This is a genomic window from uncultured Bacteroides sp., assembly GCF_958445495.1.
In the GTDB taxonomy this organism is placed as follows: Bacteria; Bacteroidota; Bacteroidia; order Bacteroidales; family Bacteroidaceae; genus Bacteroides.
Window position 1 is genome coordinate 49,088 of record NZ_CAUCSQ010000014.1, and the last position, 21,086, is coordinate 70,173.

19 protein-coding genes are annotated in these 21,086 nt (G+C 43.5%); 15 read left to right on the forward strand and 4 right to left on the reverse strand.

Features of this window, described 5'->3' with window-relative positions; translation table 11 throughout:
* The first annotated feature begins 93 nt into the window (after nucleotides 1-93).
* The 13 genes from Q5076_RS06825 to Q5076_RS06885 all read left to right on the forward strand — a co-directional run bounded on the left by Q5076_RS06825 (nucleotide 94) and on the right by Q5076_RS06885 (nucleotide 14,033).
* Nucleotides 94-1,419 (forward strand): M48 family metallopeptidase, encoded by a 1,326-nt coding sequence (locus tag Q5076_RS06825; protein WP_303011925.1) that lies wholly within the window; start codon nucleotides 94-96, stop codon nucleotides 1,417-1,419.
* A gap of 43 nt (nucleotides 1,420-1,462) precedes the next feature.
* Nucleotides 1,463-2,080 carry an LPS export ABC transporter periplasmic protein LptC gene (gene lptC / locus Q5076_RS06830; RefSeq protein WP_303011927.1) on the forward strand — a complete coding sequence of 206 codons (618 nt, stop codon included), beginning with the start codon at nucleotides 1,463-1,465 and terminating at the stop codon, nucleotides 2,078-2,080.
* A 3-nt stretch (nucleotides 2,081-2,083) separates the two neighbouring features.
* Entirely contained in the window at nucleotides 2,084-3,340 is a 1,257-nt protein-coding gene (locus Q5076_RS06835; protein WP_303011929.1) for a hemolysin family protein, read from the forward strand.
* Between the two features lie 119 nt (nucleotides 3,341-3,459).
* Nucleotides 3,460-5,601 carry a peptidylprolyl isomerase gene (locus tag Q5076_RS06840; protein WP_303011931.1) on the forward strand — a complete coding sequence of 714 codons (2,142 nt, stop codon included), beginning with the start codon at nucleotides 3,460-3,462 and terminating at the stop codon, nucleotides 5,599-5,601.
* 233 nt (nucleotides 5,602-5,834) lie between these two features.
* On the forward strand, nucleotides 5,835-6,869 hold the full coding sequence (gene rlmN, locus Q5076_RS06845; RefSeq protein ID WP_303011933.1) for a 23S rRNA (adenine(2503)-C(2))-methyltransferase RlmN: 1,035 nt from the start codon (nucleotides 5,835-5,837) through the stop codon (nucleotides 6,867-6,869).
* Nucleotides 6,870-6,885: 16 nt separating this feature from the next.
* Complete coding sequence (locus Q5076_RS06850; RefSeq protein ID WP_303011936.1) at nucleotides 6,886-7,926, forward strand: DUF4837 family protein; 1,041 nt, start codon at nucleotides 6,886-6,888, stop codon at nucleotides 7,924-7,926.
* 4 nt (nucleotides 7,927-7,930) lie between these two features.
* Nucleotides 7,931-9,025: a 4-hydroxythreonine-4-phosphate dehydrogenase PdxA gene (gene pdxA / locus Q5076_RS06855; protein ID WP_303011937.1), complete on the forward strand. Its 1,095-nt coding sequence runs from the start codon at nucleotides 7,931-7,933 to the stop codon at nucleotides 9,023-9,025.
* Between the two features lie 39 nt (nucleotides 9,026-9,064).
* Nucleotides 9,065-10,306, forward strand: a complete 1,242-nt coding sequence (locus Q5076_RS06860; RefSeq protein ID WP_303011938.1) for a sigma-54-dependent Fis family transcriptional regulator — start codon at nucleotides 9,065-9,067, stop codon at nucleotides 10,304-10,306.
* Nucleotides 10,293-10,823 (forward strand): LptE family protein, encoded by a 531-nt coding sequence (gene lptE / locus Q5076_RS06865; protein WP_303011939.1) that lies wholly within the window; start codon nucleotides 10,293-10,295, stop codon nucleotides 10,821-10,823. Before Q5076_RS06860 ends, lptE begins: the two co-directional genes overlap by 14 nt.
* Before the next feature lie 5 nt (nucleotides 10,824-10,828).
* Entirely contained in the window at nucleotides 10,829-11,581 is a 753-nt protein-coding gene (locus Q5076_RS06870; RefSeq protein WP_303011940.1) for a tetratricopeptide repeat protein, read from the forward strand.
* 6 nt (nucleotides 11,582-11,587) lie between these two features.
* Entirely contained in the window at nucleotides 11,588-12,010 is a 423-nt protein-coding gene (secG, locus tag Q5076_RS06875; protein ID WP_303011941.1) for a preprotein translocase subunit SecG, read from the forward strand.
* Between the two features lie 247 nt (nucleotides 12,011-12,257).
* On the forward strand, nucleotides 12,258-13,643 hold the full coding sequence (locus Q5076_RS06880) for an MFS transporter (RefSeq protein WP_303011943.1): 1,386 nt from the start codon (nucleotides 12,258-12,260) through the stop codon (nucleotides 13,641-13,643).
* Between the two features lie 39 nt (nucleotides 13,644-13,682).
* Nucleotides 13,683-14,033: a PqqD family protein gene (locus Q5076_RS06885; RefSeq protein ID WP_303011944.1), complete on the forward strand. Its 351-nt coding sequence runs from the start codon at nucleotides 13,683-13,685 to the stop codon at nucleotides 14,031-14,033.
* 268 nt (nucleotides 14,034-14,301) lie between these two features.
* Here the strand turns inward: Q5076_RS06885 and Q5076_RS06890 are convergent, their stop codons facing one another.
* From Q5076_RS06890 to Q5076_RS06900, 3 genes are all read right to left on the reverse strand, one after another.
* Complete coding sequence (locus tag Q5076_RS06890) at nucleotides 14,302-14,586, reverse strand: hypothetical protein (RefSeq protein ID WP_303011945.1); 285 nt, start codon at nucleotides 14,584-14,586, stop codon at nucleotides 14,302-14,304.
* 23 nt (nucleotides 14,587-14,609) lie between these two features.
* A complete protein-coding gene (locus tag Q5076_RS06895; RefSeq protein WP_303011947.1) occupies nucleotides 14,610-15,680 on the reverse strand; it encodes a DUF4831 family protein in 1,071 nt (356 codons plus the stop codon).
* A 145-nt stretch (nucleotides 15,681-15,825) separates the two neighbouring features.
* Entirely contained in the window at nucleotides 15,826-17,337 is a 1,512-nt protein-coding gene (locus tag Q5076_RS06900; RefSeq protein WP_303011948.1) for an NAD(P)H-hydrate dehydratase, read from the reverse strand.
* A gap of 177 nt (nucleotides 17,338-17,514) precedes the next feature.
* Between Q5076_RS06900 and Q5076_RS06905 the strand changes: the two genes are divergently transcribed.
* A complete protein-coding gene (locus tag Q5076_RS06905; RefSeq protein WP_303011950.1) occupies nucleotides 17,515-19,059 on the forward strand; it encodes a peptide MFS transporter in 1,545 nt (514 codons plus the stop codon).
* Nucleotides 19,060-19,278: 219 nt separating this feature from the next.
* On the opposite strand, the gene Q5076_RS06910 is transcribed toward Q5076_RS06905, so the two are convergent.
* Entirely contained in the window at nucleotides 19,279-19,854 is a 576-nt protein-coding gene (locus Q5076_RS06910) for an RNA polymerase sigma-70 factor (RefSeq protein WP_303011952.1), read from the reverse strand.
* 137 nt (nucleotides 19,855-19,991) lie between these two features.
* Here Q5076_RS06910 and Q5076_RS06915 point away from each other — a divergent pair, with 137 nt between their 5' ends.
* Complete coding sequence (locus Q5076_RS06915) at nucleotides 19,992-21,008, forward strand: FecR family protein (protein WP_303011954.1); 1,017 nt, start codon at nucleotides 19,992-19,994, stop codon at nucleotides 21,006-21,008.
* Nucleotides 21,009-21,086: the final 78 nt, after the last annotated feature.

Sequence of the window (21,086 nt, forward strand, 5' to 3'; positions counted from 1 at the left end):
TTGCCGCTGTTATGTATTTATTCTTAGCGGAAGTACTAAAAATGAGGAGAGAATAGACGACTATATTATACTAACAACTAAAATTTAAATACAATGAAAATTAAAACGCTTGTAGCTATGTTGTTCCTTTCGGCAGGGGCGACTACTGTGGTAGCACAGGATGCGACTAACTGTAATTCAAACAGTAGTATATCGCATGAAGCTGTGCGTGCAGGTAACTTTAAAGATGCGTATACTCCTTGGAAAGCTGTGTTGGAAAACTGTCCTACACTTCGTTTCTATACTTTTACAGACGGATATAAGATTCTGAAAGGTTTGATGGGACAAATCAAAGACAAGAATAATCCGGATTACCAGAAATATTTTAATGAATTGATGAATACGCACGATTTGCGTATCAAATATACTCCGGACTTCCTGGCTAAGGGGACGAAAGTCTCTTCTGCAGAAGAAGCGCTGGGAATTAAAGCGGTGGACTATATTGCCTTTGCTCCGAAGATTGACGTGAACCAGGCCTATCAATGGTTAAGCCAGTCGGTAAATGCGGTGAAGGGTGAGTCTGCAGGTGCTACATTGTTTTATTTTCTGCAAATGTCGTTGGATAAGTTGAAAGCGGATCCCGCTCATAAGGAGCAGTTTATACAGGATTATCTGTCTGCTTCCGAATATGCGGATGCTGCGATTGCTGCCGAAACCAATGAAGCTAAAAAGAAGGTTTTACTTGGTATCAAGGATAATTTAGTCGCTTTGTTTGTGAATAGCGGTACTGCCGATTGCGAGTCCTTGCAAGGAATTTATGGCCCGCAAGTGGAAGCTAACCAGACTGATTTGGCTTACTTGAAAAAAGTAATCGAAATCATGAAAATGATGAAATGTACGGATAGCGAAGCTTATTTACAGGCATCTTTCTATGCTTATAAAATAGAACCTACGGCTGAAGCTGCTACGGGATGTGCTTATCAGGCATTCAAGAAAGGAGATATCGACAATGCGGTGAAGTTCTTCGACGAAGCAATCAATCTGGAAACGGATAATGCGAAAAAAGCGGAGAAAGCATACGCTACCGCTGCGGTGCTGGCTTCTGCTAAAAAACTGTCTCAAGCAAGAACCTATTGCCAGAAGGCTATCGGCTTTAATGAAAATTATGGTGCTCCGTATATCCTGATTGCCAATCTTTATGCAATGAGTCCTAACTGGAGCGATGAGTCGGCCCTGAATAAGTGTACATATTTCGCTGTGATTGACAAATTGCAACGTGCAAAACAAGTGGATCCGAGCGTTGCAGAAGAAGCCAACAAATTAATCAGCAGATATTCTGCCCATACTCCTCAAGCGAAAGACCTCTTTATGTTGGGTTACAAGCAAGGCGACCGTATCACTATCGGCGGCTGGATTGGGGAGACTACAACGATTAGATAAAACCATGTTGCGAAAACGAAGTAACCGTTTATTGCATAAAAGCATGAGCATAACAATTGTCTTGGGGACAATTGTTATGCTCCTTTTATTTCCCTCCTGCGGTGGTAAGCAAAAGGCTACGGGAGAAGCTATCACCGAGCGCGATTCAATGCCGGTGATGCAGACATTGGGGGTTACCACCCTGATTTCCGATTCGGGTGTGACCCGTTATCGGGTGAATACGGAAGAGTGGTTGGTTTTTGACCGTAAGAAGCCTTCTTATTGGGCATTTGAAAAAGGAGTGTACCTTGAACAGTTTGATTCGATTTTTCATGTAGAAGCCAGTATAAAAGCGGATACTGCCTACTATTATGACAAGGAAAGACTCTGGAAACTGATTGGAAATGTGGATATACAGAACCGGAAGGGAGAACGTTTCAATACGGAATTGCTTTATTGGAACGAGGCGACCCAGAAGGTGTACTCCGATAAATTCATACGTATCCAGCAACCGGACCGGATTATTACCGGGCACGGCTTTGATTCCAACCAGCAAATGACGGTTTATGTCATCCGCAATATTGAAGGTATTTTTTATGTGGATGATAAAGCGACTGCTCCTCCTCAACCGGAAACAAAAGTGTTGCCGGCGGATTCTGTGAAAAAAGATTCAGTGAAATAAGCTATGGATGTTTATATTTCTCTAATAATCACTATGGCTTTCTCCGCTTTCTTTTCAGGAATGGAGATTGCATTTGTGTCGGTGGATAAACTGCGTTTCGAGATGGAACGCAAGGGTGGAGTAACTTCCCGTGTCCTTTCTATCTTTTTCAGGAATCCGAATGAGTTTATTTCCACTATGCTGGTAGGAAACAATATCGCATTGGTTATCTACGGTATTTTGATGGCACAGATTATTGGCGACAATTTGCTGGCCGGTTTGATTGATAACCATTTTCTAATGGTTTTGGCGCAGACTGTTATTTCTACATTGATAATCCTGGTGACAGGAGAATTTCTTCCGAAAACCTTATTTAAAGTCAATCCTAATCTGGTATTGAATATTTCCGCCATTCCACTTTTTATTTGCTACATCGTTTTATATCCCGTCTCTAAGTTGTCTTCAGGATTGTCTTGTCTTTTTCTGCGTATCTTCGGGGTGAAAGTCAATAAGGACGCTTCCGATAAAGCTTTCGGCAAAGTGGATTTAGATTATTTCGTACAAAGCAGTATTGATAATGCCGAAAATGAAGAAGAGCTGGATACGGAAGTGAAAATCTTTCAAAATGCACTTGACTTTTCCAATATTAAGATTCGTGACTGTATTGTTCCGCGTACCGAAGTCGTTGCCGTTGATCTTACCGCTTCGTTGGACGATTTGAAAAACCGTTTTATAGAATCCGGCATTTCCAAGATTATTGTATATGACGGCAATATTGATAATGTGGTCGGGTATATTCATTCTTCGGAAATGTTCCGGGCGCCGACCGACTGGCATGAAAATGTGAAACAGGTGTCGATTGTGCCTGAAACGATGGCTGCTAATAAATTGATGAAACTGTTCATGCAGCAGAAAAAGACGATAGCGGTAGTCGTTGACGAATTCGGCGGTACGTCCGGTATCGTTTCATTGGAAGATTTGGTTGAAGAGATTTTTGGTGACATAGAAGATGAACATGACAACACATCTTATATCTGCAAGCAGATAGGCGAACATGAATATATATTGTCCGGCCGTTTGGAGATTGAGAAAGTAAATGAAACGTTCGGACTCGATTTGCCCGAATCCGATGAGTATCTGACCGTGGGAGGCTTGATTTTGAATCAGTATCAGAGTTTCCCGAAGTTGCATGAGGTTATCCGGGCAGGACGTTATCAGTTCAAGATAATCAAGGTGACTGCAACGAAAATAGAGCTTGTACGCTTAAAAGTCATGGAATAATGATGATTACAGAGAAATTTTTAGCCAATAAATAGAAGCATATTAGCATTTTTTGTATCTTCGTGCGCTAAAATGACAGTTTGAAGAAATAATAATAAACATAAATCGTATTAATCAAAATGGCAACATTACAAAACATTAGGTCGAAAGGACCTCTATTGGTGATTGTTATCGGCTTGGCGCTGTTTGCTTTCATTGCGGGAGACGCATGGAAGGTGATGCAGCCTCACCAGGCACATGACGTTGGCGAGGTGAACGGAGACGCTCTTTCCGCTCAGGAGTATCAGAATTTGGTAGAAGAATATACTGAAGTCGTGAAACTTATGCGTGGAGTGACCGCCTTGAATGACGAACAAACCAGCCAGGTACGTGATGAAGTATGGCGTTCCTATGTTAACAATAAACTGATTGAGAAAGAAGCAGAGGCATTGGGACTGACTGTTTCCGCTGCTGAAATCCAGGATATTCTGAAAGCAGGTGTTCATCCTCTACTGAGACAAACTCCTTTCCAGAATCCGCAAACCGGGAATTTCGATAAGGATATGCTGAACAAATTCTTGGTGGAATATGCCAAGTTGAGCGAGTCGCAGATGTCAGCACAATATGCGGAACAATATCATAACATGTATAAATACTGGTCGTTTATCCAGAAAACATTGATTCAGAGCCGCCTGGCTGAAAAATACCAGGCATTGGTTTCCAAAGCTCTTATCTCTAATCCGGTGGAAGCACAGGAAGCTTTTGATGCAAGAGTGAATCAATATGATTTATTGCTGGCTGCTGTGCCTTATTCTTCCGTAGTGGATTCTACTATTGTAGTAAAGGAATCGGAATTAAAGGATTTGTATAACAAGAAGAAAGAGCAGTTCAGGCAATATCAGGAAACTCGCGATATCAAATATATTGATGTACAGGTGACTGCCAGTGCGGAAGACAGGGCTGCTATCCAAAAAGAAGTGGACGAGGCTACTGCACAGTTGGCTGAAACGACAAGCGATTATACTTCTTTCATCCGTTCCGTAGGTTCGGAAACTCCTTATGTGGATTTGTTTTACAACAAGACTGCCTTCCCGTCGGATGTAGTGGCACGTTTGGACTCCGCTTCTATCGGTTCGGTTTACGGGCCTTATTACAATGGCGGTGACAATACTATCAATTCTTTTAAGATAATTGCCAAGACTGCTGCTGCCGATTCCATCGAGTTCCGCCAGATTCAGGTGTACGATGCGGATGCTTCAAGAACAAAGACTTTGGCAGACAGTATTTACAATGCTATCAAAGGCGGGGCGAATTTTGCCGACCTTGCTAAGAAATACGGACAGACCGGTGATTCTAACTGGATGACCTCCGCCCAGTATGAAGGAGCGCAGATTGAGGGCGATAACCTGAAATTTATCTCTGCCATCAATAATACAGGTGTGAACGAAGTGGTGAATTTACCGTTAGGACAAGTCAATGTGATTCTCCAGGTGACTAATAAGAAAGCCGTGAAAGATAAATATAAGGTAGCGGTTGTTAAACGTGAAGTGGAATTCAGCAAGGAGACTTATAATCGTGCTTACAATGATTTTAGCCAGTTCATTGCCGCCAATCCTTCTGTAGAGAAGATGGTTGCCAATGCTGAAGAAGCCGGATACAAACTTCTTGACAGGGCTGACCTTTATAGTTCGGAACACGGTATAGGTGGTGTGAGAGGTACAAAGGAAGCTTTAAGATGGGTGTTTGACAAAGCGGAACCGGGTGAAATCTCAGGTTTGTATGAATGCGGTGAAAGCGATCACATGATTGTAGTAGGCCTGGTAAGTATCAAACCGGAGGGATACCGTCCGCTTAGAGCTGTACAGGAACAGTTGAGAGCTGAAATTGTGAAAGATAAGAAAGCAGAAAAGATTATTGCTGATATGAAGGCTGCTAATGCGGCTTCGTTCGACCAGTACAAAACCCTGCCCAATGCTGTCAGCGATTCGTTGAAAATGGTTACGTTTGCCGCTCCGGCTTATGTTTCCGCATTGCGTAGCAGCGAACCATTGGTCGGCGCCTATGCTTCCGTTGCTGACATGAACCAGTTGAGCGCTCCGATTAAAGGTAATGCCGGGGTGTATGTATTGCAGATGTACGGCAAAGATAAGCTGAATGATACGTTCAACGCTAAAGATGAGGAAGCTACGTTGACTAATATGCATGCGCGTTTCGCCAGCCGTCTGATGAATGACTTATATCTGAAAGCCAACGTGAAAGATACCCGTTACCTGTTCTTCTAAAGAATATTTGTTACAGAAAGAATACGAAGAACAACAGGACTTGATTGATATTTCGGACATAAATTATACGTTTAAAAATGGTACGTATAGTTTATGTCCGATTATTTTTATCCGTTCTCTCTGTCACCTTAATGGCCGGATAGGTGAATTTTGTTAACTTTTACATTGTCGCTATACGGAAATCGACTTTATTTCCTTACATTTGCAAATATAAACCATGAACGGAAAGAATAATGTCTAAGTATCCTCTTTTAGGTATGACTCTCGCAGAGCTTCAGTCATTGGCGAAAAGACTGGGGATGCCAGGGTTTGCAGCCCGGCAAATCGCATCTTGGCTCTACGGTAAAAAGGCGGCCTCGATTGATGAGATGACTAATTTGTCATTGAAGTTTCGGGAGTTGCTCAAGCAGGAGTATGAAGTGGGAGCAGAGGGACCGGTAGATGAAATGCGTTCCGTAGACGGTACGGTGAAGTATTTGTATAAGGTCGGTGAAGGGCATTTTGTGGAATCTGTATATATACCGGACGGCGACAGGGCTACTTTGTGCGTCTCTTCACAGGTAGGTTGCAAGATGAATTGTAAATTCTGCATGACCGGAAAGCAAGGATATACGGCTAATTTAACCGCGAACCAGATAGTCAACCAGATTCATTCGTTGCCTGAACGGGACAAACTGACAAATGTTGTCATGATGGGAATGGGAGAGCCGCTCGATAATCCGGATGAAGTATTGAAGGCGCTGGATATACTTACCGCTTCGTATGGTTATGGTTGGAGTCCGAAACGTATAACTCTCTCTACTGTCGGATTACGGAAAGGACTGAAGCGTTTTATTGAAGAAAGCGATTGCCATTTGGCTATCAGCCTTCATTCTCCCCTGGCTGTCCAGCGTGCCGAACTGATGCCGGCGGAAAAAGGTTATCCTATTTGCGAGATTGTGGAACTGTTAAAAAACTATGATTTTAGCAAACAGCGCCGACTTTCATTTGAATATATTGTTTTTAAGGGACTCAATGACTCTCAGGTTTATGCCAAAGAGTTGTTGAAACTGTTGCGCGGTTTAGAGTGCAGGATTAATCTGATTCGTTTTCATGCTATTCCGGGAGTGAATCTTGAAGGGGCGGATATGGACACGATGATTCGTTTCCGCGATTATCTGACTTCACACGGGCTTTTCACTACCGTCCGCTCTTCGAGAGGAGAAGATATTTTTGCTGCGTGCGGCATGCTCTCGACTGCAAAACAGGAAGAAAATAATAAGAGTTAATATAAAATCCAACATCATGAAAAAGTACTTTTTTTATTTAAGCATGGCTTTGATAGCCTTTTCAGTGGCTTCTTGTAGTCTTAGAGGAAATCATACTTCCAGCGGACGTGCATACGAACTTTTGGTCGTGGTAGACCAAGGTGTTTGGGAGCGTGCGGCAGGAAGAGCTTTACATGATGTGCTCGATTCCGATATGCCCGGTTTGCCCCAATCGGAGCCCTCTTTTCGTATCATGTACACTTCACCGAAAAATTATGATTCTACTTTGAAGTTAATCCGCAATATCATCATTGTGGACATACAGGACATCTATACGAAGCCATCTTTCAAATATGCCAAGGATGTGTATGCTAATCCGCAGATGATATTAACCATCCAGGCGCCGAACGAAGAAGAGTTCGGGAAATTTGTGAAAGAGAACAAGCAGACCATTATCGACTTCTTTACCCGTGCGGAGATGAACCGTCAGATAACTGCTCTGGAAGAGAAGCACAGCAATTTCATCTCTCATAAGGTGGACAGTTTATTCGGATGCGACATTTGGATTCCTGCCGAGCTGGCCAATTCAAAGACCGGAGAGGATTTCTTCTGGGCTTCTACCAATACGGGTACTGCCGACCGTAACTTCGTAATATATTCTTATCCTTATACAGACAAGGATACATTTACTAAAGAATATTTCGTGCATAAGCGTGACTCTGTGATGAAGGTTAACATTCCCGGTTTCAAGGAGGGAGTTTATATGTCGACCGATTCTTTGTTGACGGATGTCCGTCCGATTAATGTGCAGGACACTTATACGCTGGAAGCCCGCGGGTTATGGCGCATGAAAGGTGATTTTATGGGTGGCCCGTATGTATCCCATACCCGGTTGGACGAGAAAAACCAGCGGATTATTACAGCAGAAATATTTGTATATTCACCGGATAAAATGAAACGTAACTTGGTTCGCCAGATGGAAGCATCTCTTTATACATTGAAATTGCCGAATGAGGTTCAGCAAAATCAGATTCCATTAGGAGGGGTATCCAAGGAAGCAGGACAGACTAATAAATAAAAACATGGAAGATTACAAAATAAAAATCGGTATTACCCAAGGAGATATTAACGGGGTTGGTTATGAAGTGATTCTAAAGACATTTGCCGACCCTGCAATGTTGGAATTATGTACTCCTGTTATCTATGGCTCGCCGAAAGTGGCTGCCTATCATCGCAAATCTTTGGATTTGCCGACTAATTTCAGTATAATCAATTCGGCTTCCGAAGCGGGGCATAATCGTTTGAGCGTCGTTAACTGTACGGACGACGAAGTGAAAGTGGAATTTGCGAAACCGGACCCTGAAGCGGGAAAGGCTGCATTGGGAGCTTTGGAGCGTGCTATCGAGGAGTATCGTGAAGGGCTGATTGACGTCATTGTAACGGCTCCGATTAATAAACATACCATCCAGTCGGAAGAATTCTCTTTTCCCGGACATACGGAGTATATCGAAGAACGTTTGGGAGACGGGAATAAATCATTGATGATTCTGATGAAAGATGATTTCCGGGTAGCCCTGGTGACGACGCATATCCCTGTCAGGGAAATCGCGACTGCGATAACCAAAGAACTGATTCAGGAAAAGCTGATGATATTCAACCGCTGTTTGAAACAGGATTTTGGCATAGGCGCTCCGCGCATTGCGGTATTGTCCCTTAATCCTCATGCCGGAGACGGAGGGTTGTTAGGTACAGAGGAACAGGAAGTGATAATCCCGGCGATGAAAGAGATGGAAGAAAAAGGAATCCTTTGTTATGGGCCTTATGCTGCCGACGGATTTATGGGAGCGGGTAATTATACACACTTCGACGGGATATTGGCAATGTACCATGACCAGGGACTGGCCCCGTTTAAAGCTTTGGCAATGGATGACGGAGTGAACTACACCGCCGGCCTTCCGGTGGTACGTACTTCTCCGGCTCATGGGACAGCTTATGACATCGCAGGAAAAGGGATTGCCAGTGAAGATTCTTTCCGCCAGGCGATTTATGTCGCTATTGATGTTTTTCGTAATCGCCGGAGAGAAAAGGCTGCCCGTACGAATCCGTTACGGAAACAATATTACGAAAAGCGGGACGATAGCGATAAGCTGAAACTGGATACGGTAGACGAAGATTAAAATTTGTTTGGAATATCCTTAAACTCACAACTCAAGAAGATGACAAGAGCGGAGATACAACAGGTCAAACAGCGTTTCGGTATCATTGGAAATACGGAAGCGTTGTCGCGTGCCATAGATGTTGCCATTCAGGTAGCTCCTACCGATTTGTCCGTGCTGATTACCGGGGAAAGCGGTGTCGGAAAAGAAAGTTTTCCTCAAATCATTCACCAATACAGCCGGAGGAAACACGGGCAATATATTGCTGTCAACTGCGGGGCTATTCCGGAGGGGACGATTGATTCGGAATTGTTCGGTCATGAGAAAGGAGCGTTTACCGGTGCGATTGGGGAACGGAAAGGGTATTTCGGTGAAGCAGACGGCGGTACGATATTCCTTGACGAAGTAGGAGAGTTGCCCATGTCGACGCAAGCGCGTTTGCTTCGTGTGCTGGAGAGCGGCGAATTTATCAAAGTCGGTTCGTCCAAAGTGCAGAAGACGGATGTGCGTATTGTTGCGGCTACGAACGTCAATCTTACCCAGGCTATCGCAGAAGGGCGTTTTCGGGAAGATTTGTATTATCGTTTAAATACGGTTCCTATTCAGATACCCCCTTTGCGTGAGCGCGGGGATGATGTGCTTTTGCTGTTCCGTAAGTTTGCTGCGGACTTTGCCGAAAAGTATCGGATGCCGGCTATTCAATTGACGGAAGATGCCAAGAAAGAACTTTTGGCTTATCCGTGGCCGGGTAATGTACGTCAGTTGAAGAATATCACCGAACAGATTTCCATCATTGAGACCAACCGGGAAATTACAGCCGCTATTTTGCAGACTTACCTCCCTGTCCAGAATACGCAGCGGCTTCCCGCACTGACGGGAATACGTGAAAGTAAAGGGTTTGAAAGCGAGCGTGAGATACTCTACTCCGTTCTGTTCGATATGCGCCAGGAAGTAGCGGAATTAAAGAAGATGGTGCATAATATGATGGCCGAACGTACGGGACGGGTGGGACAAGTGGAGCAAGTCGTTACTACTCCGGTCGTGACTGCACAGCAACAGCCTTCCATGCCTGCTATTATCCGTCCGGTGCAGCCGTCGGCTGTCTGTACGAAAGACGATGATGAAGATATCCAGGATACGGAGGAATATGTAGAGGAAACCTTGTCATTGGATGAGGTAGAGAAAGAAATGATACGTAAGGCGCTTGAAAGACATCATGGAAAGCGAAAGAGCGCTGCGCAGGATTTGAAAATTTCCGAGCGTACGCTTTATAGAAAAATAAAAGAATATGAATTGGATTAGAAAGATAACATCACGTGTTTTGCCGCTTATGGTTTTGTCGATAGCGGCTATCGCATGCACTGTTTCCTATAAGTTTAACGGTTCGTCTATCAATTACGATAAGGTAAAAACCATTTCAATCGCCGATTTTCCTATCAAGTCGGAATATGTGTACGCTCCGTTGGCGACAAAGTTCAATGAAGACTTGAAAGACATCTTCATCCGTCAGACACGTCTGCAATTGCTGAAACCCAGTCAAAATGCGGATTTGCAGATTGACGGGGAGATTACGGGATATAATCAGTATAACCAGGCGGTGTCTGCCGACGGTTATTCTTCGGAAACGAAGTTGACTATCACGGTGAATGTGCGTTTCGTGAATAACACAAACCACGCCGAAGACTTTGAACAACAGTTTTCCGCTTTCCGTACTTATGATTCCAGTCAATTGCTGACGGCTGTGCAGGATAATTTGATTGCGGAAATGACTAAAGAGATAACCGACCAAATATTTAATGCGACTGTCGCAAACTGGTAATTCAGATGACTCCTATGAACTTTCAACAATGGATTCAGCATCCAGAGACGCTGAATAGGGATACTTTGTATGAATTGCGTAACATGCTTGCGAGGTATCCTTATTTTCAATCGCTTCGTTTGTTGTATCTGAAAAACTTGTATATCCTCCATGATATCAATTTTGGCGCAGAGCTCCGTAAAGCGGTATTGTATATTGCCGACCGGCGGAAATTGTTTCAATTGATTGAAGGAGAACGGTTTGCCATCCGGTCACGGAAAAAAGGGACAACCCTTGCCGAAGTGTTGAAAGATGAGCCTTCGGTAGACCGTACATTGGCGTTGATTGACGCCTTCCTGTCTACGGTTCCCGAAGAGGTGACCGGTCAGACGGGATTTGATTATTCAATGGATTATACGGCTTATTTGTTGGAAGATACTGCCGCGGTGGGACAAGCGGAAGAGGAAGCGCCCAAATTGAAAGGACATGAGCTGATTGACGGTTTTATCGAGAAGAGCGAAGGAGATGCGCTTTTGTCTCTGAAATCTCCGAGGGAAGAGACAGAAGTGGCGGTTGCTCCTTCAAATGAAACCGGCGAGGAGGAAGATGACAGTTGTTTTACCGAGACTTTAGCTAAAATCTATGTTAAACAGCAGCGATATTCGAAAGCTCTTGAAATAATTAAAAAATTAAGTTTGAAATATCCAAAAAAAAATGCTTACTTTGCAGACCAAATCAGATTTTTGGAGAAATTGATTATTAACGCTAATTCAAAATAACTAAAAATGTACTTATTATTCGTTATCTTAATGGTTATTGCAGCCCTGTTGATGTGCTTCATCGTGCTGATTCAGAACTCAAAAGGAGGCGGACTTGCTTCCGGTTTCTCTTCATCCAACGCTATTATGGGCGTACGCAAGACTACTGATTTCCTTGAAAAAGCAACGTGGGGTTTAGCTATCTTCATGGTTGTGATGAGCATCGCCACCGCTTATGTCGTTCCTCATTCTACTGCAGTAAAAGATGCGGTATTGGAACAAGCCCAGAAAGAACAACAAACTAACCCGTATAATTTGCCTGCCGGTACTGCTGCACCGCAAACAGATGCTGCTACGCCTGCAGAGTCCGAACCTGCTACGGAAGCCCCGGCTTCTACAGAGACACCGGCGTCTGCTGAAACGCCTGCCCCTGCTGCGGCGGAAAAATAATCCGGTACGGTTGGTTTGATAAGAAATATCGGATAAAACCGTTGAGAAAGAGATGTGGATGAATTTCCGCATCTCTTTTTTGTTGTCCGGACATGAATACGGATTCTTTATGGCGGAGGCAAACGGGATTTGATAACCTTTCTTTTGAAGAAAGGCAGATTTCTTTGCTTAATTGGCGCATAAGTCAATATTTATGTGTAAGTTTGTTGGTCACAACAGATTATTAATTAATTTTTTTAATATAACAATGACAGAACAATTGAAACAGAAATTGAATGATTCGGCACTGCTTCGCTGGAGCGTTCTTGCATTGGTCGCCTTTACGATGTTGTGCGGCTATTTTCTCACCGACGTCATGTCTCCGTTGAAACCTATGCTTGAAAAAGAGTTATTATGGGATAGTCTTGATTATGGCATATTTACCAGTGCATACGGTTGGTTTAATGTATTTGCCTGTATGTTGATTATAGGTGGAATCGTCCTTGATAAAATGGGAGTGCGTTTTACGGGAATGGGAGCTTGTCTTTTCATGGTAGTAGGATGTGGATTGAAATATTATGCCATTTCCACGACTTTCCCGGAAGGAGAAATGCTCTTTGGGATGAGGATGCAGGTGGGACTGGCCGCTTTGGGATATGCCATTTTCGGTGTCGGGGTGGAGATTGCCGGTATCACTGTTTCAAAAATCATTGTAAAATGGTTTAAAGGCAAAGAGATGGCCTTGGCTATGGGGATGGAGATGGCAACCGCCCGTTTGGGGACGATGTTGGCATTGGCAGTGACTGTTCCTATCGCTTCATTCTTCGGAGATACGGATAGTGAGGGAGTTTTCCATGCAAATATTCCTGCGCCGTTGTTGCTTTGTCTTATTATGTTGTGTATCGGTACCATCGCTTTCTTTATTTATACCTTTTATGATCGTAAGATTGATAAGGAGATAGAGGAAAACGAAGAGCCGGAAGAACCGTTCCGCATGAAAGATATCTGGGTGATAATGAGTAATAAGGGATTCTGGCTGATAGCGTTACTGTGTGTATTGTTTTATTCGGCAGTATTTCCTTTCTTGAAATATGCCACTGATTTGATGGTTCAAAAATATCATGTAGACCCGGAATTGGCGGGAATCATTCCCAGTTTATTGCCGCTTGGGACATTGTTCCTGACCCCGCTTTTCGGAAATGTATATGACCGTATCGGCAAAGGGGCGACATTGATGATTCTGGGTTCTGTCTTGTTGATTTTTGTACATGCCATGTTCGCATTGCCCTTTTTGAATGTATGGTGGTTTGCCACCATCGTGATGATTATTTTAGGAATCGGTTTTTCCCTGGTACCTTCGGCGATGTGGCCTTCCGTTCCTAAAATTATTCCGGAAAAGCAGTTGGGTACGGCTTATGCTTTAATTTTCTGGGTACAGAACTGGGGATTGATGGGAGTTCCTGCTTTGATTGGTTATGTATTGAATGAATATTGCAAAGGCCCTGTAGTAGACGGTATGCAGACGTATGATTATACTTTGCCGATGTGGATATTTACGGCATTTGGCGTGGCGGCTTTATTCTTTGCATTCATGCTGAAAATCGAAAATAAGAAAAAAGGATATGGCCTGGAAGATGCCAATATTAAGAAATAGGTTAATCCGGATGTGTGAAACTAAAATCAGAAATAAAAGATGGCGGTAAAGGAGAAAGTCAACCTGTTGGAGGTAATTCCTTGTCGTAGTGAATATATTACGGTTGAAAAAGAAGGAGAGACGATTGTGCTCTCCTTTCCTCGTTTTAAATATACATGGATGCAACGCTTCCTGGTTCCGAAAGGAATGTCGAAAGAGCTTCATGTACATTTGGAAGAGCACGGGACGGCTGTATGGGAATTGATAGATGGAAAACGGACCGTTCGTGAGATTATAGAAGAACTTGCCGGGCATTTTCAGAACGAGGCAGGCTATGAGTCACGTGTGTCTGCTTATCTTTGCCAATTGCAAAAAGACGGTTTTATAAAGTGGATAGTCGGCAGATTATGATTGATTCCAGAGATATTCCCGGCGGGTGAAAATAATATTGGTGAAAAATGAAGAGTAAATTCACTGCGAAAGCCGTATTTACACCTTATCGGGGTAGAAAAGGAATATTCGATACATTCCGTATCTTGCAACTTGGTGAAAGGAGAGTTTACTCTTTTCACAGGCAATCAATCACCCTTCATTTTTATTTATGAATATCCCTTTGAAAATTCCGTATATTCTGAATATCCTTGGAAAGAGTAAAGCATTTAACGAATACCTTCCCTATTTATCGGATAAAAATGGCCCATAATATAACGGCGCTTGCAATTAGAATTCCCATAATGACGAGCGTCCCCCATACAAAATAACTGTTGTCCCGTTCCTTTTTCTTATTGGAATCACGGATAATGTAGTCCATTTCTTCCGGAGTAGTGTCCGGAAGAGAACAAGACCTATTGGCACGGTTCAGATGCCTTCGTTTCTCATTGGTACGCTCACGTCTTAGTCGGGATTCCTCCCTTCCTTCCCGAAGCCGGCGTATCATGTCCAGCATGTGGCCTTCACCGCCCATATCGTATTATTTTTAATGTTTTTCTACTTGTTTTCTTCCCTGTCCACTTTCAGCAGTCCGCCGGTATTCGGGTCAAAATAGACTTTGATTGTTGAGTTCTTGTTGAACAATACCGGAGCCAGATATTCTATGATACCGAATTGCGTGACGGGGATTTCCCCTTCATAAAGTTTTTTCTTGCCATCGGTCAGAGTTATCAATGCTTGTCCGGGTACATTATAGGCGACTCCTTCCAATTCTTTTTTCTTCTTTTCATCGTCTTGCGGTATTTTCACCGTTTTCAAGTCTTTCAGACTGATGTAAAAAGGAGACCCAGCCAAGTCATTATCAGCCACTATGCCCAGCTTCTTGGAAAAACGGAAAGCAACCTCGTTATTGAACTCCTTGTCCGGAGTGAGGCGAATAGTAAATGTTTTTTCTTCCTTGTTCCGTATTCCAGAAAACATTTTTGTCATGGCGTCTTCTTGCACGTTCAGGTTGTCCAACATGATTTTGAGTTGTGCGCCGTCCGAAGGCATATTGTCCGCCTGCCCGCGTAACAGGGCATTTTTACTTTCACGGATATTGTAGATTTCTTTAGCTACCAGTTCAGCCATTTTGGCTGTAGAGCTAGCCATCAATATTTCTTCGGTGAGAAAATCGCGGGGATTTGCTTTCTTCTGAATGGCCGGAGCAACGGGCGGCGTTGTCTTCTTGGCAGGATTGTTCTTGCTGTAAGGAACGTTGATTGACTTTACAATGCCGTTTTCCGTTAATTCCATAAGGGGGGCCACTGTCTTGTCTTTCAATTTTACAAAATAAGTAGCTTCACTGTTAGGAACTCCTACCGATTTAACCTTGATGCTGTTCAATTCCCAATATTCTTCGGGGTCGGCGGATACGTTAGTCAGTCTTAGGTAACGGTCTGCATATTTACTGAACTCCCCTGGAGTATAACTGATTTTATTGACTTTTATTTCGAGTTCTATCTGTGTTTTAGGGAGGCTATATACTACTCCGTAATCTTTTCCTTGAGTGACGCCTGTCAGTACTTCTGTCTGTGCATAAACAGAGGTTGCCATTAATAGTCCCGTTGCTAAAATTAACTTTTTCATATTTTAGGAATTATGATTTCTTGAATTATGATTGATGAATTTTGAATCCGAATCGGCTGTTTCCGTACCGTCGCAACTGTTTAAAACCCATAAATCAAAGTTCAAAGTTAATGAAGTTATTGAAAAAACTATAAGTTCTTAACTTTTATTCGCTTACAAGTCGCCATGCCATAGGCAGACAGGCGATAATGTCACTCGCTATTAGTCCCACCATACCTTGTTTCTTCTGTGCAAAGTCACCTGCCAGCCCATGAATATAAGTACCGATTTTAGCAGCATCCTCCGAGGGATAACCTTGCGCCAGCAGAGCCAGAATAACCCCGGTCAATACATCTCCGCTGCCTCCGGTAGCCATTCCGGGATTTCCTGTCGGGTTAAAATAACACTTACCTTCAGGAGTGATGACGGTGGAATAAGCCCCTTTCAAAATGATGTGTACATTGGCTGCACGGGCCAGTTCGCAAGCTTTAGTCAGCCTTTCGTAAGAATCCTGGCATTTGCCGGTTAGCCGTTCCAGCTCTTTCGGATGCGGAGTAAGAATAGAGCCTTTCGGCAGATGAGTCAGTGCATGGCGATGGTTCGCGAGGATATTGAGTGCATCGGCATCCGCTACTATGGGAGTCTGGCAATGTTCGAGTTGTTCGAGTAAAGCGGCTTCCGTCTCTTCGTTCCTTCCCAGTCCCGGACCTATGCCGACAGCTTGGTAATCGTCGGTGTCGGTAGGTACGGCAAAACAAGTTTCGTTAGCGTCCGTTTCCACCATAGCTTCAGGGACGGAAGTTTGCAGAATATCGTTGTTACATGCCGGGGCGTGTACGGTCAGCAATCCTACTCCCGAACGGAGACAGGCACGGGCAGCCAATATGGATGCTCCTGCCATTCCTTTCGAACCGGCAATCAACAGTGCGTGGCCGAAGTTCCCTTTGTGGGCGAATTGCCGGCGGGGCTTAATCAGTGCCCTGATTTCTTCCGTTTCCAGCATCTCGTAATTCGTTTCAGTCTTCTCGATGCCCTCTTCGCTCAGTTGGATGTCCAATATATCCCATTCTCCTACATACTCCGTGTTTTCCGCAAAGAGGAAAGCCAGTTTGGGAAGTTGAAGGCTTAGCGTGACATCGGCCCGGATGATATTGCTTTTTACGTTGAATGTATTTTCTTCTCCCATCAGCCCGGAAGGAATATCGATAGCCACTACTGTTGCAGGAGAAGAATTGATATACTTCACTACGGCTGCGAACCCTCCGCTCAACGGTTTGTTCAGGCCCGAACCGAATAACCCGTCGATGACCAGATGATTTGAAGTCAGGACCGGAGGAACAAACTGCGTGCTGATTTCATGGAAAACCACTTCTTCCATCATTTCCACCAGTTCCTTATTGGTCTGGCAGTCGGGTGAGAGATTTCCTTTGGGGTTAAAAAGATAAACTTCTATTTTATATCCTTTCTCAGCCATCATGCGGGATACGGCAAGAGCGTCTCCTCCGTTATTGCCCGGTCCTGCAAATACAGTGACAGGCATTTCCGGATTCCATCTGTCTGTAATAGCCTTGGTCAGGGCTGTCGCGGCACGTTCCATCAAATCTATTGACGCAACCGGTTCGTGCTCAATGGTGTAAGCATCCAATTTCTTGATACTGCTGCTCGGAAATATTTTCATTGTAATGTTTTTTTAGTTTTCAAACTACAAATGTACATGATTCTTCCGACTTTTTCCATTTGTTGTGAAAAGAAAAGCGATTAAATCAATATTCAATGAATGTTTGGATGAGACGTTGGCTTGTTTATGTTTATTTTTCCTACCTTTGCAAGGTATAAACCACTAAACACATTAATCATGAGTACATTGAAGGGGCATCCGAAAGGCCTTTATTTGATTTTCGCAACCAGCACGGCAGAACGTTTCAGTTATTATGGAATGCGTGCTATTTTTATTCTTTTTCTGACGCAGGCGTTGTTGTTTGATAAAGAAGCGGCAGCATCTATCTATGGCAGTTACACAGGATTGGTTTATTTAACTCCCTTGATTGGCGGATATATCGCCGACAAATACTGGGGAATTCGCCGTTCCGTATTCTGGGGAGCAATGATGATGGCAATCGGGCAGTTCCTTATGTTTATGAGTGCTTCTACGCTTGATAATACAGGGCTGGCACACGGGTTGATGTATGGAGGGCTCGGACTTTTGATTCTGGGCAACGGTTGCTTCAAGCCTACAGTCTCCTCTTTGGTAGGACAGCTTTACGAACCGGGTGACAGGCGTCTGGATGCGGCATACACCATTTTCTATATGGGAGTGAATGTCGGTTCTTTTGCAGCCCCTTTGATTTGCGGATATTTAGGCGATACAGGCAATCCGGCTGATTTTAAATGGGGATTTCTGGCAGCCGGAGTCATGACATTGTTTACCCTCGTCCTTTTCGAGACCCAGAAGAATAAATATCTTTTCTCCCCTTCCGGCGAGCCAATCGGTATAATTCCTGATGCCAGACGCGAAAGAAAAGAAGATAAAATCGAGCATATTTCGCATCCGAAAATGGATAAACGTACCAAAATGCGCAATGCCGTCATCATCACCATCCTTACCGTTGCCTTATTATCCTTTTTCAGTTACGCATTTGAAGGGGATTGGGTGAGCATCGGTATTTTTACCGCTTGCATAGTCTTCCCTGTTCTTATCCTGTTAGACGGTTCTTTGACAAAGATAGAGCGGAGCCGGATTTTTGTGATTTATATCGTCGCCTTTTTCGTGATTTTCTTTTGGGCGGCTTACGAGCAGGCAGGTGCTTCTTTAACGCTTTTTGCAGCCGAACAAACCGACCGTACTGTTTTCGGTTGGGAAATGCCGGCTTCCTGGTTCCAATCTTTCAATCCGCTTTTTGTTGTTGTACTGGCTTATATTATGCCGGGAATATGGAGTTTCCTGAATAAGCGGAAGATGGAGCCGGCTTCTCCGACGAAACAGGCTATCGGCCTGTTGCTGCTTTCTTTAGGTTACCTTTTTATTTGTTTCGGGGTAAAAGATGCGGTTCCGGGAGTCAAAGTCAGTATGATTTGGCTGACAGGGCTCTATTTCATCCATACAATGGGTGAGATAGCCTTATCGCCTATCGGCTTGTCGATGGTAAACAAATTGAGCCCGCTACGTTTTGCTTCCCTGATGATGGGAATCTGGTATCTTTCTACCGCTACGGCTAATAAGTTTGCCGGTATGTTAAGCGGGCTTTATCCGGAAGCGGGAAAAGTGAAATCCATTTTCGGTTACCAGATTGCCACCATGTATGATTTCTTTATGGTATTCGTCATCATGTCGGGTGTCGCCTCCTTGATTCTGTTCCTCCTTTCGAAGAAATTACAGAAGATGATGCATGGAGTGGAATAAGATGCAAAACTTATGACACTTAGTGACGAATGCAAATTCCACGTGAGTCTACGGGATAATCCGCAGGAATATCCGTGCCCCCTGTTCCCGGCCGAAGCATAGAGGCAACGATTTTTAATCAGGCGGTTAATCAGGTTGGGAAATAAAAAATAGGAGAGGAGATGAATGTCGCAAAAAGACATCCGTCTCCTCCTTTGTTTTTCCGGTGAAGATTGGATTTTACCATGAATAATCGAATAAAACAGAAAGGACGAATAAAAGATCGGAAAGGTCTTTTCGGAGCAGTTTAGTTGCTTGCTGTATGCGGTAAGCGACAGTTTTAGCTGAAATCTTGAATTTATCCGCAATTTCCTTATGGCTCATTCTGGTAAAACGGTGAAGGATGAAAGTCTCGCGGTAAGACTCAGGCAATGCCCTTATCGCCTCTTTTATTCTCTTGGAGATTTCCGTGAGATGATAGGGGTCTATGTCTTGTATGATACTTTCCATCTCTTCATAAAACATGGTATCGGCCAGGTTTTTCCTGTTCTTTTGTTTGATGCTGTTCAGTGACCGGTGATATACGGATTTAAGTAAATATTTTCCTAACGGACTCTCTGTCTGAAATGTTTGACGGTGTTCCCAAAGCCATAAAAGAACGTCTCCTGCTATTTCCTTCGCTTCTTCATATTCAACAAACCTGCTTCCGTATGCGCAAAGGATTGGATAGTATTCTTTGAAAATACATTCAAAGGCCGTAACGTCTCCTTTTTGAAGTGCGGTTAACAAATGTGTATCTTTATTTATACTTTTCATGTCTACAATTATATAATATAATCGCAATTATTTTTCAAAATAAACAATATTTAACCAGATTGTGTATTAAAGTTAAACTCCATTTTGTGATTGGTATTTTTTTTCTCCCGGTTGTCTCTTTACTAAAACGGAGTATAATGGATAAAATAAATCAGGAAAATCTGCTTATCAAATACTATGACGGCAATGCGACGGAGGAAGAAGTCCGGGAAATAGAAGCTTGGATAAGAATGTCCGACGGGAATTATAAGAAAGCCAAAGAGATATATACACTTCTCCTGGCGGCAGACACGAAGCTGGTTACCGATAAGATAGATATGGAAAAGGAATTGTCACTGGTGAAAGCCCGGGCAAAAAGAACCGGACGCCGTATCTTCTGGTGGAAGTCTGTACAGCGTTTTGCTGCGATAATGTTTATCCCGATGGCCATTACGATATTCCTGTTGTTAAGTCGGCCGGCTCCGGATTCCGCCGCTGGTGCCCAGATGCTCGAAGTCCGGACCCTGCCGGGCATGGTGACTTCCTTTAGGTTGCCGGACAGCACGCTGGTCTATTTAAATTCATCCTCCTCTTTGCGGTATCCTTCCGTCTTTACCGGAGATACCCGTGAAGTAAGCCTGAGTGGTGAAGCATATTTTGACGTGACGAAAAATCCTGCCCGCAAATTCATAATTTCAACCTCTCAAAACTCCAAAGTGGAAGTTTTGGGAACCCGTTTTAATTTGGAGGCGTTCGACGACATGGATGAAGTGATTACGACGCTGGTAGAAGGCAAGGTAGAATTCGTATATCAGAAGGCGGACAGTAAACGCAAGGTGGTAATGAATCCGGGGCAGAAAATCGTTTATAACAAAAAAGACGGACATGTCCTGCTGAAACACACCAGTGGAGAGTCGGAATTATCTTGGAAAGACATGAAAGTCGTCTTTAACCAGACTCCTTTAGCAGATGCCTTACACATGTTGGAAAAACGTTATAATGTAAAATTTGTAGTAAAAACATCCGAATACGAAAAGTACACCTTTACCGGAACGTTTACCGACCAGTATGTAGAGGAAATCCTGGAAAACTTTAAAATATCATCGGGCGTCCGTTGGCGGAGCGTCAAGGCTGAAAACGAAAATCAAAGAAAGAAACAAATAGAAATATATTGAGCCTTTTTATGTTTAACTGATTAATTTTAATACTATGAAACGTTACCATCCCCCCTGAAACCAAAAAACATACAGACA

Coding starts and splice junctions, on each gene's coding strand:
- Q5076_RS06895 (WP_303011947.1), bottom strand. CDS start 15,680: ATGAAAAAGTTAATTTTAGCAACGGGACTATTAATGGCAACCTCTGTT.
- rlmN (WP_303011933.1), top strand. CDS start 5,835: ATGTCTAAGTATCCTCTTTTAGGTATGACTCTCGCAGAGCTTCAGTCA.
- Q5076_RS06910 (WP_303011952.1), bottom strand. CDS start 19,854: ATGAAAAGTATAAATAAAGATACACATTTGTTAACCGCACTTCAAAAA.
- secG (WP_303011941.1), top strand. CDS start 11,588: ATGTACTTATTATTCGTTATCTTAATGGTTATTGCAGCCCTGTTGATG.
- Q5076_RS06880 (WP_303011943.1), top strand. CDS start 12,258: ATGACAGAACAATTGAAACAGAAATTGAATGATTCGGCACTGCTTCGC.
- Q5076_RS06850 (WP_303011936.1), top strand. CDS start 6,886: ATGAAAAAGTACTTTTTTTATTTAAGCATGGCTTTGATAGCCTTTTCA.
- Q5076_RS06870 (WP_303011940.1), top strand. CDS start 10,829: ATGACTCCTATGAACTTTCAACAATGGATTCAGCATCCAGAGACGCTG.
- lptE (WP_303011939.1), top strand. CDS start 10,293: ATGAATTGGATTAGAAAGATAACATCACGTGTTTTGCCGCTTATGGTT.
- Q5076_RS06905 (WP_303011950.1), top strand. CDS start 17,515: ATGAGTACATTGAAGGGGCATCCGAAAGGCCTTTATTTGATTTTCGCA.
- Q5076_RS06860 (WP_303011938.1), top strand. CDS start 9,065: ATGACAAGAGCGGAGATACAACAGGTCAAACAGCGTTTCGGTATCATT.
- Q5076_RS06835 (WP_303011929.1), top strand. CDS start 2,084: ATGGATGTTTATATTTCTCTAATAATCACTATGGCTTTCTCCGCTTTC.
- Q5076_RS06900 (WP_303011948.1), bottom strand. CDS start 17,337: ATGAAAATATTTCCGAGCAGCAGTATCAAGAAATTGGATGCTTACACC.
- lptC (WP_303011927.1), top strand. CDS start 1,463: ATGAGCATAACAATTGTCTTGGGGACAATTGTTATGCTCCTTTTATTT.
- Q5076_RS06915 (WP_303011954.1), top strand. CDS start 19,992: ATGGATAAAATAAATCAGGAAAATCTGCTTATCAAATACTATGACGGC.
- Q5076_RS06840 (WP_303011931.1), top strand. CDS start 3,460: ATGGCAACATTACAAAACATTAGGTCGAAAGGACCTCTATTGGTGATT.
- Q5076_RS06825 (WP_303011925.1), top strand. CDS start 94: ATGAAAATTAAAACGCTTGTAGCTATGTTGTTCCTTTCGGCAGGGGCG.
- Q5076_RS06885 (WP_303011944.1), top strand. CDS start 13,683: ATGGCGGTAAAGGAGAAAGTCAACCTGTTGGAGGTAATTCCTTGTCGT.
- pdxA (WP_303011937.1), top strand. CDS start 7,931: ATGGAAGATTACAAAATAAAAATCGGTATTACCCAAGGAGATATTAAC.
- Q5076_RS06890 (WP_303011945.1), bottom strand. CDS start 14,586: ATGGGCGGTGAAGGCCACATGCTGGACATGATACGCCGGCTTCGGGAA.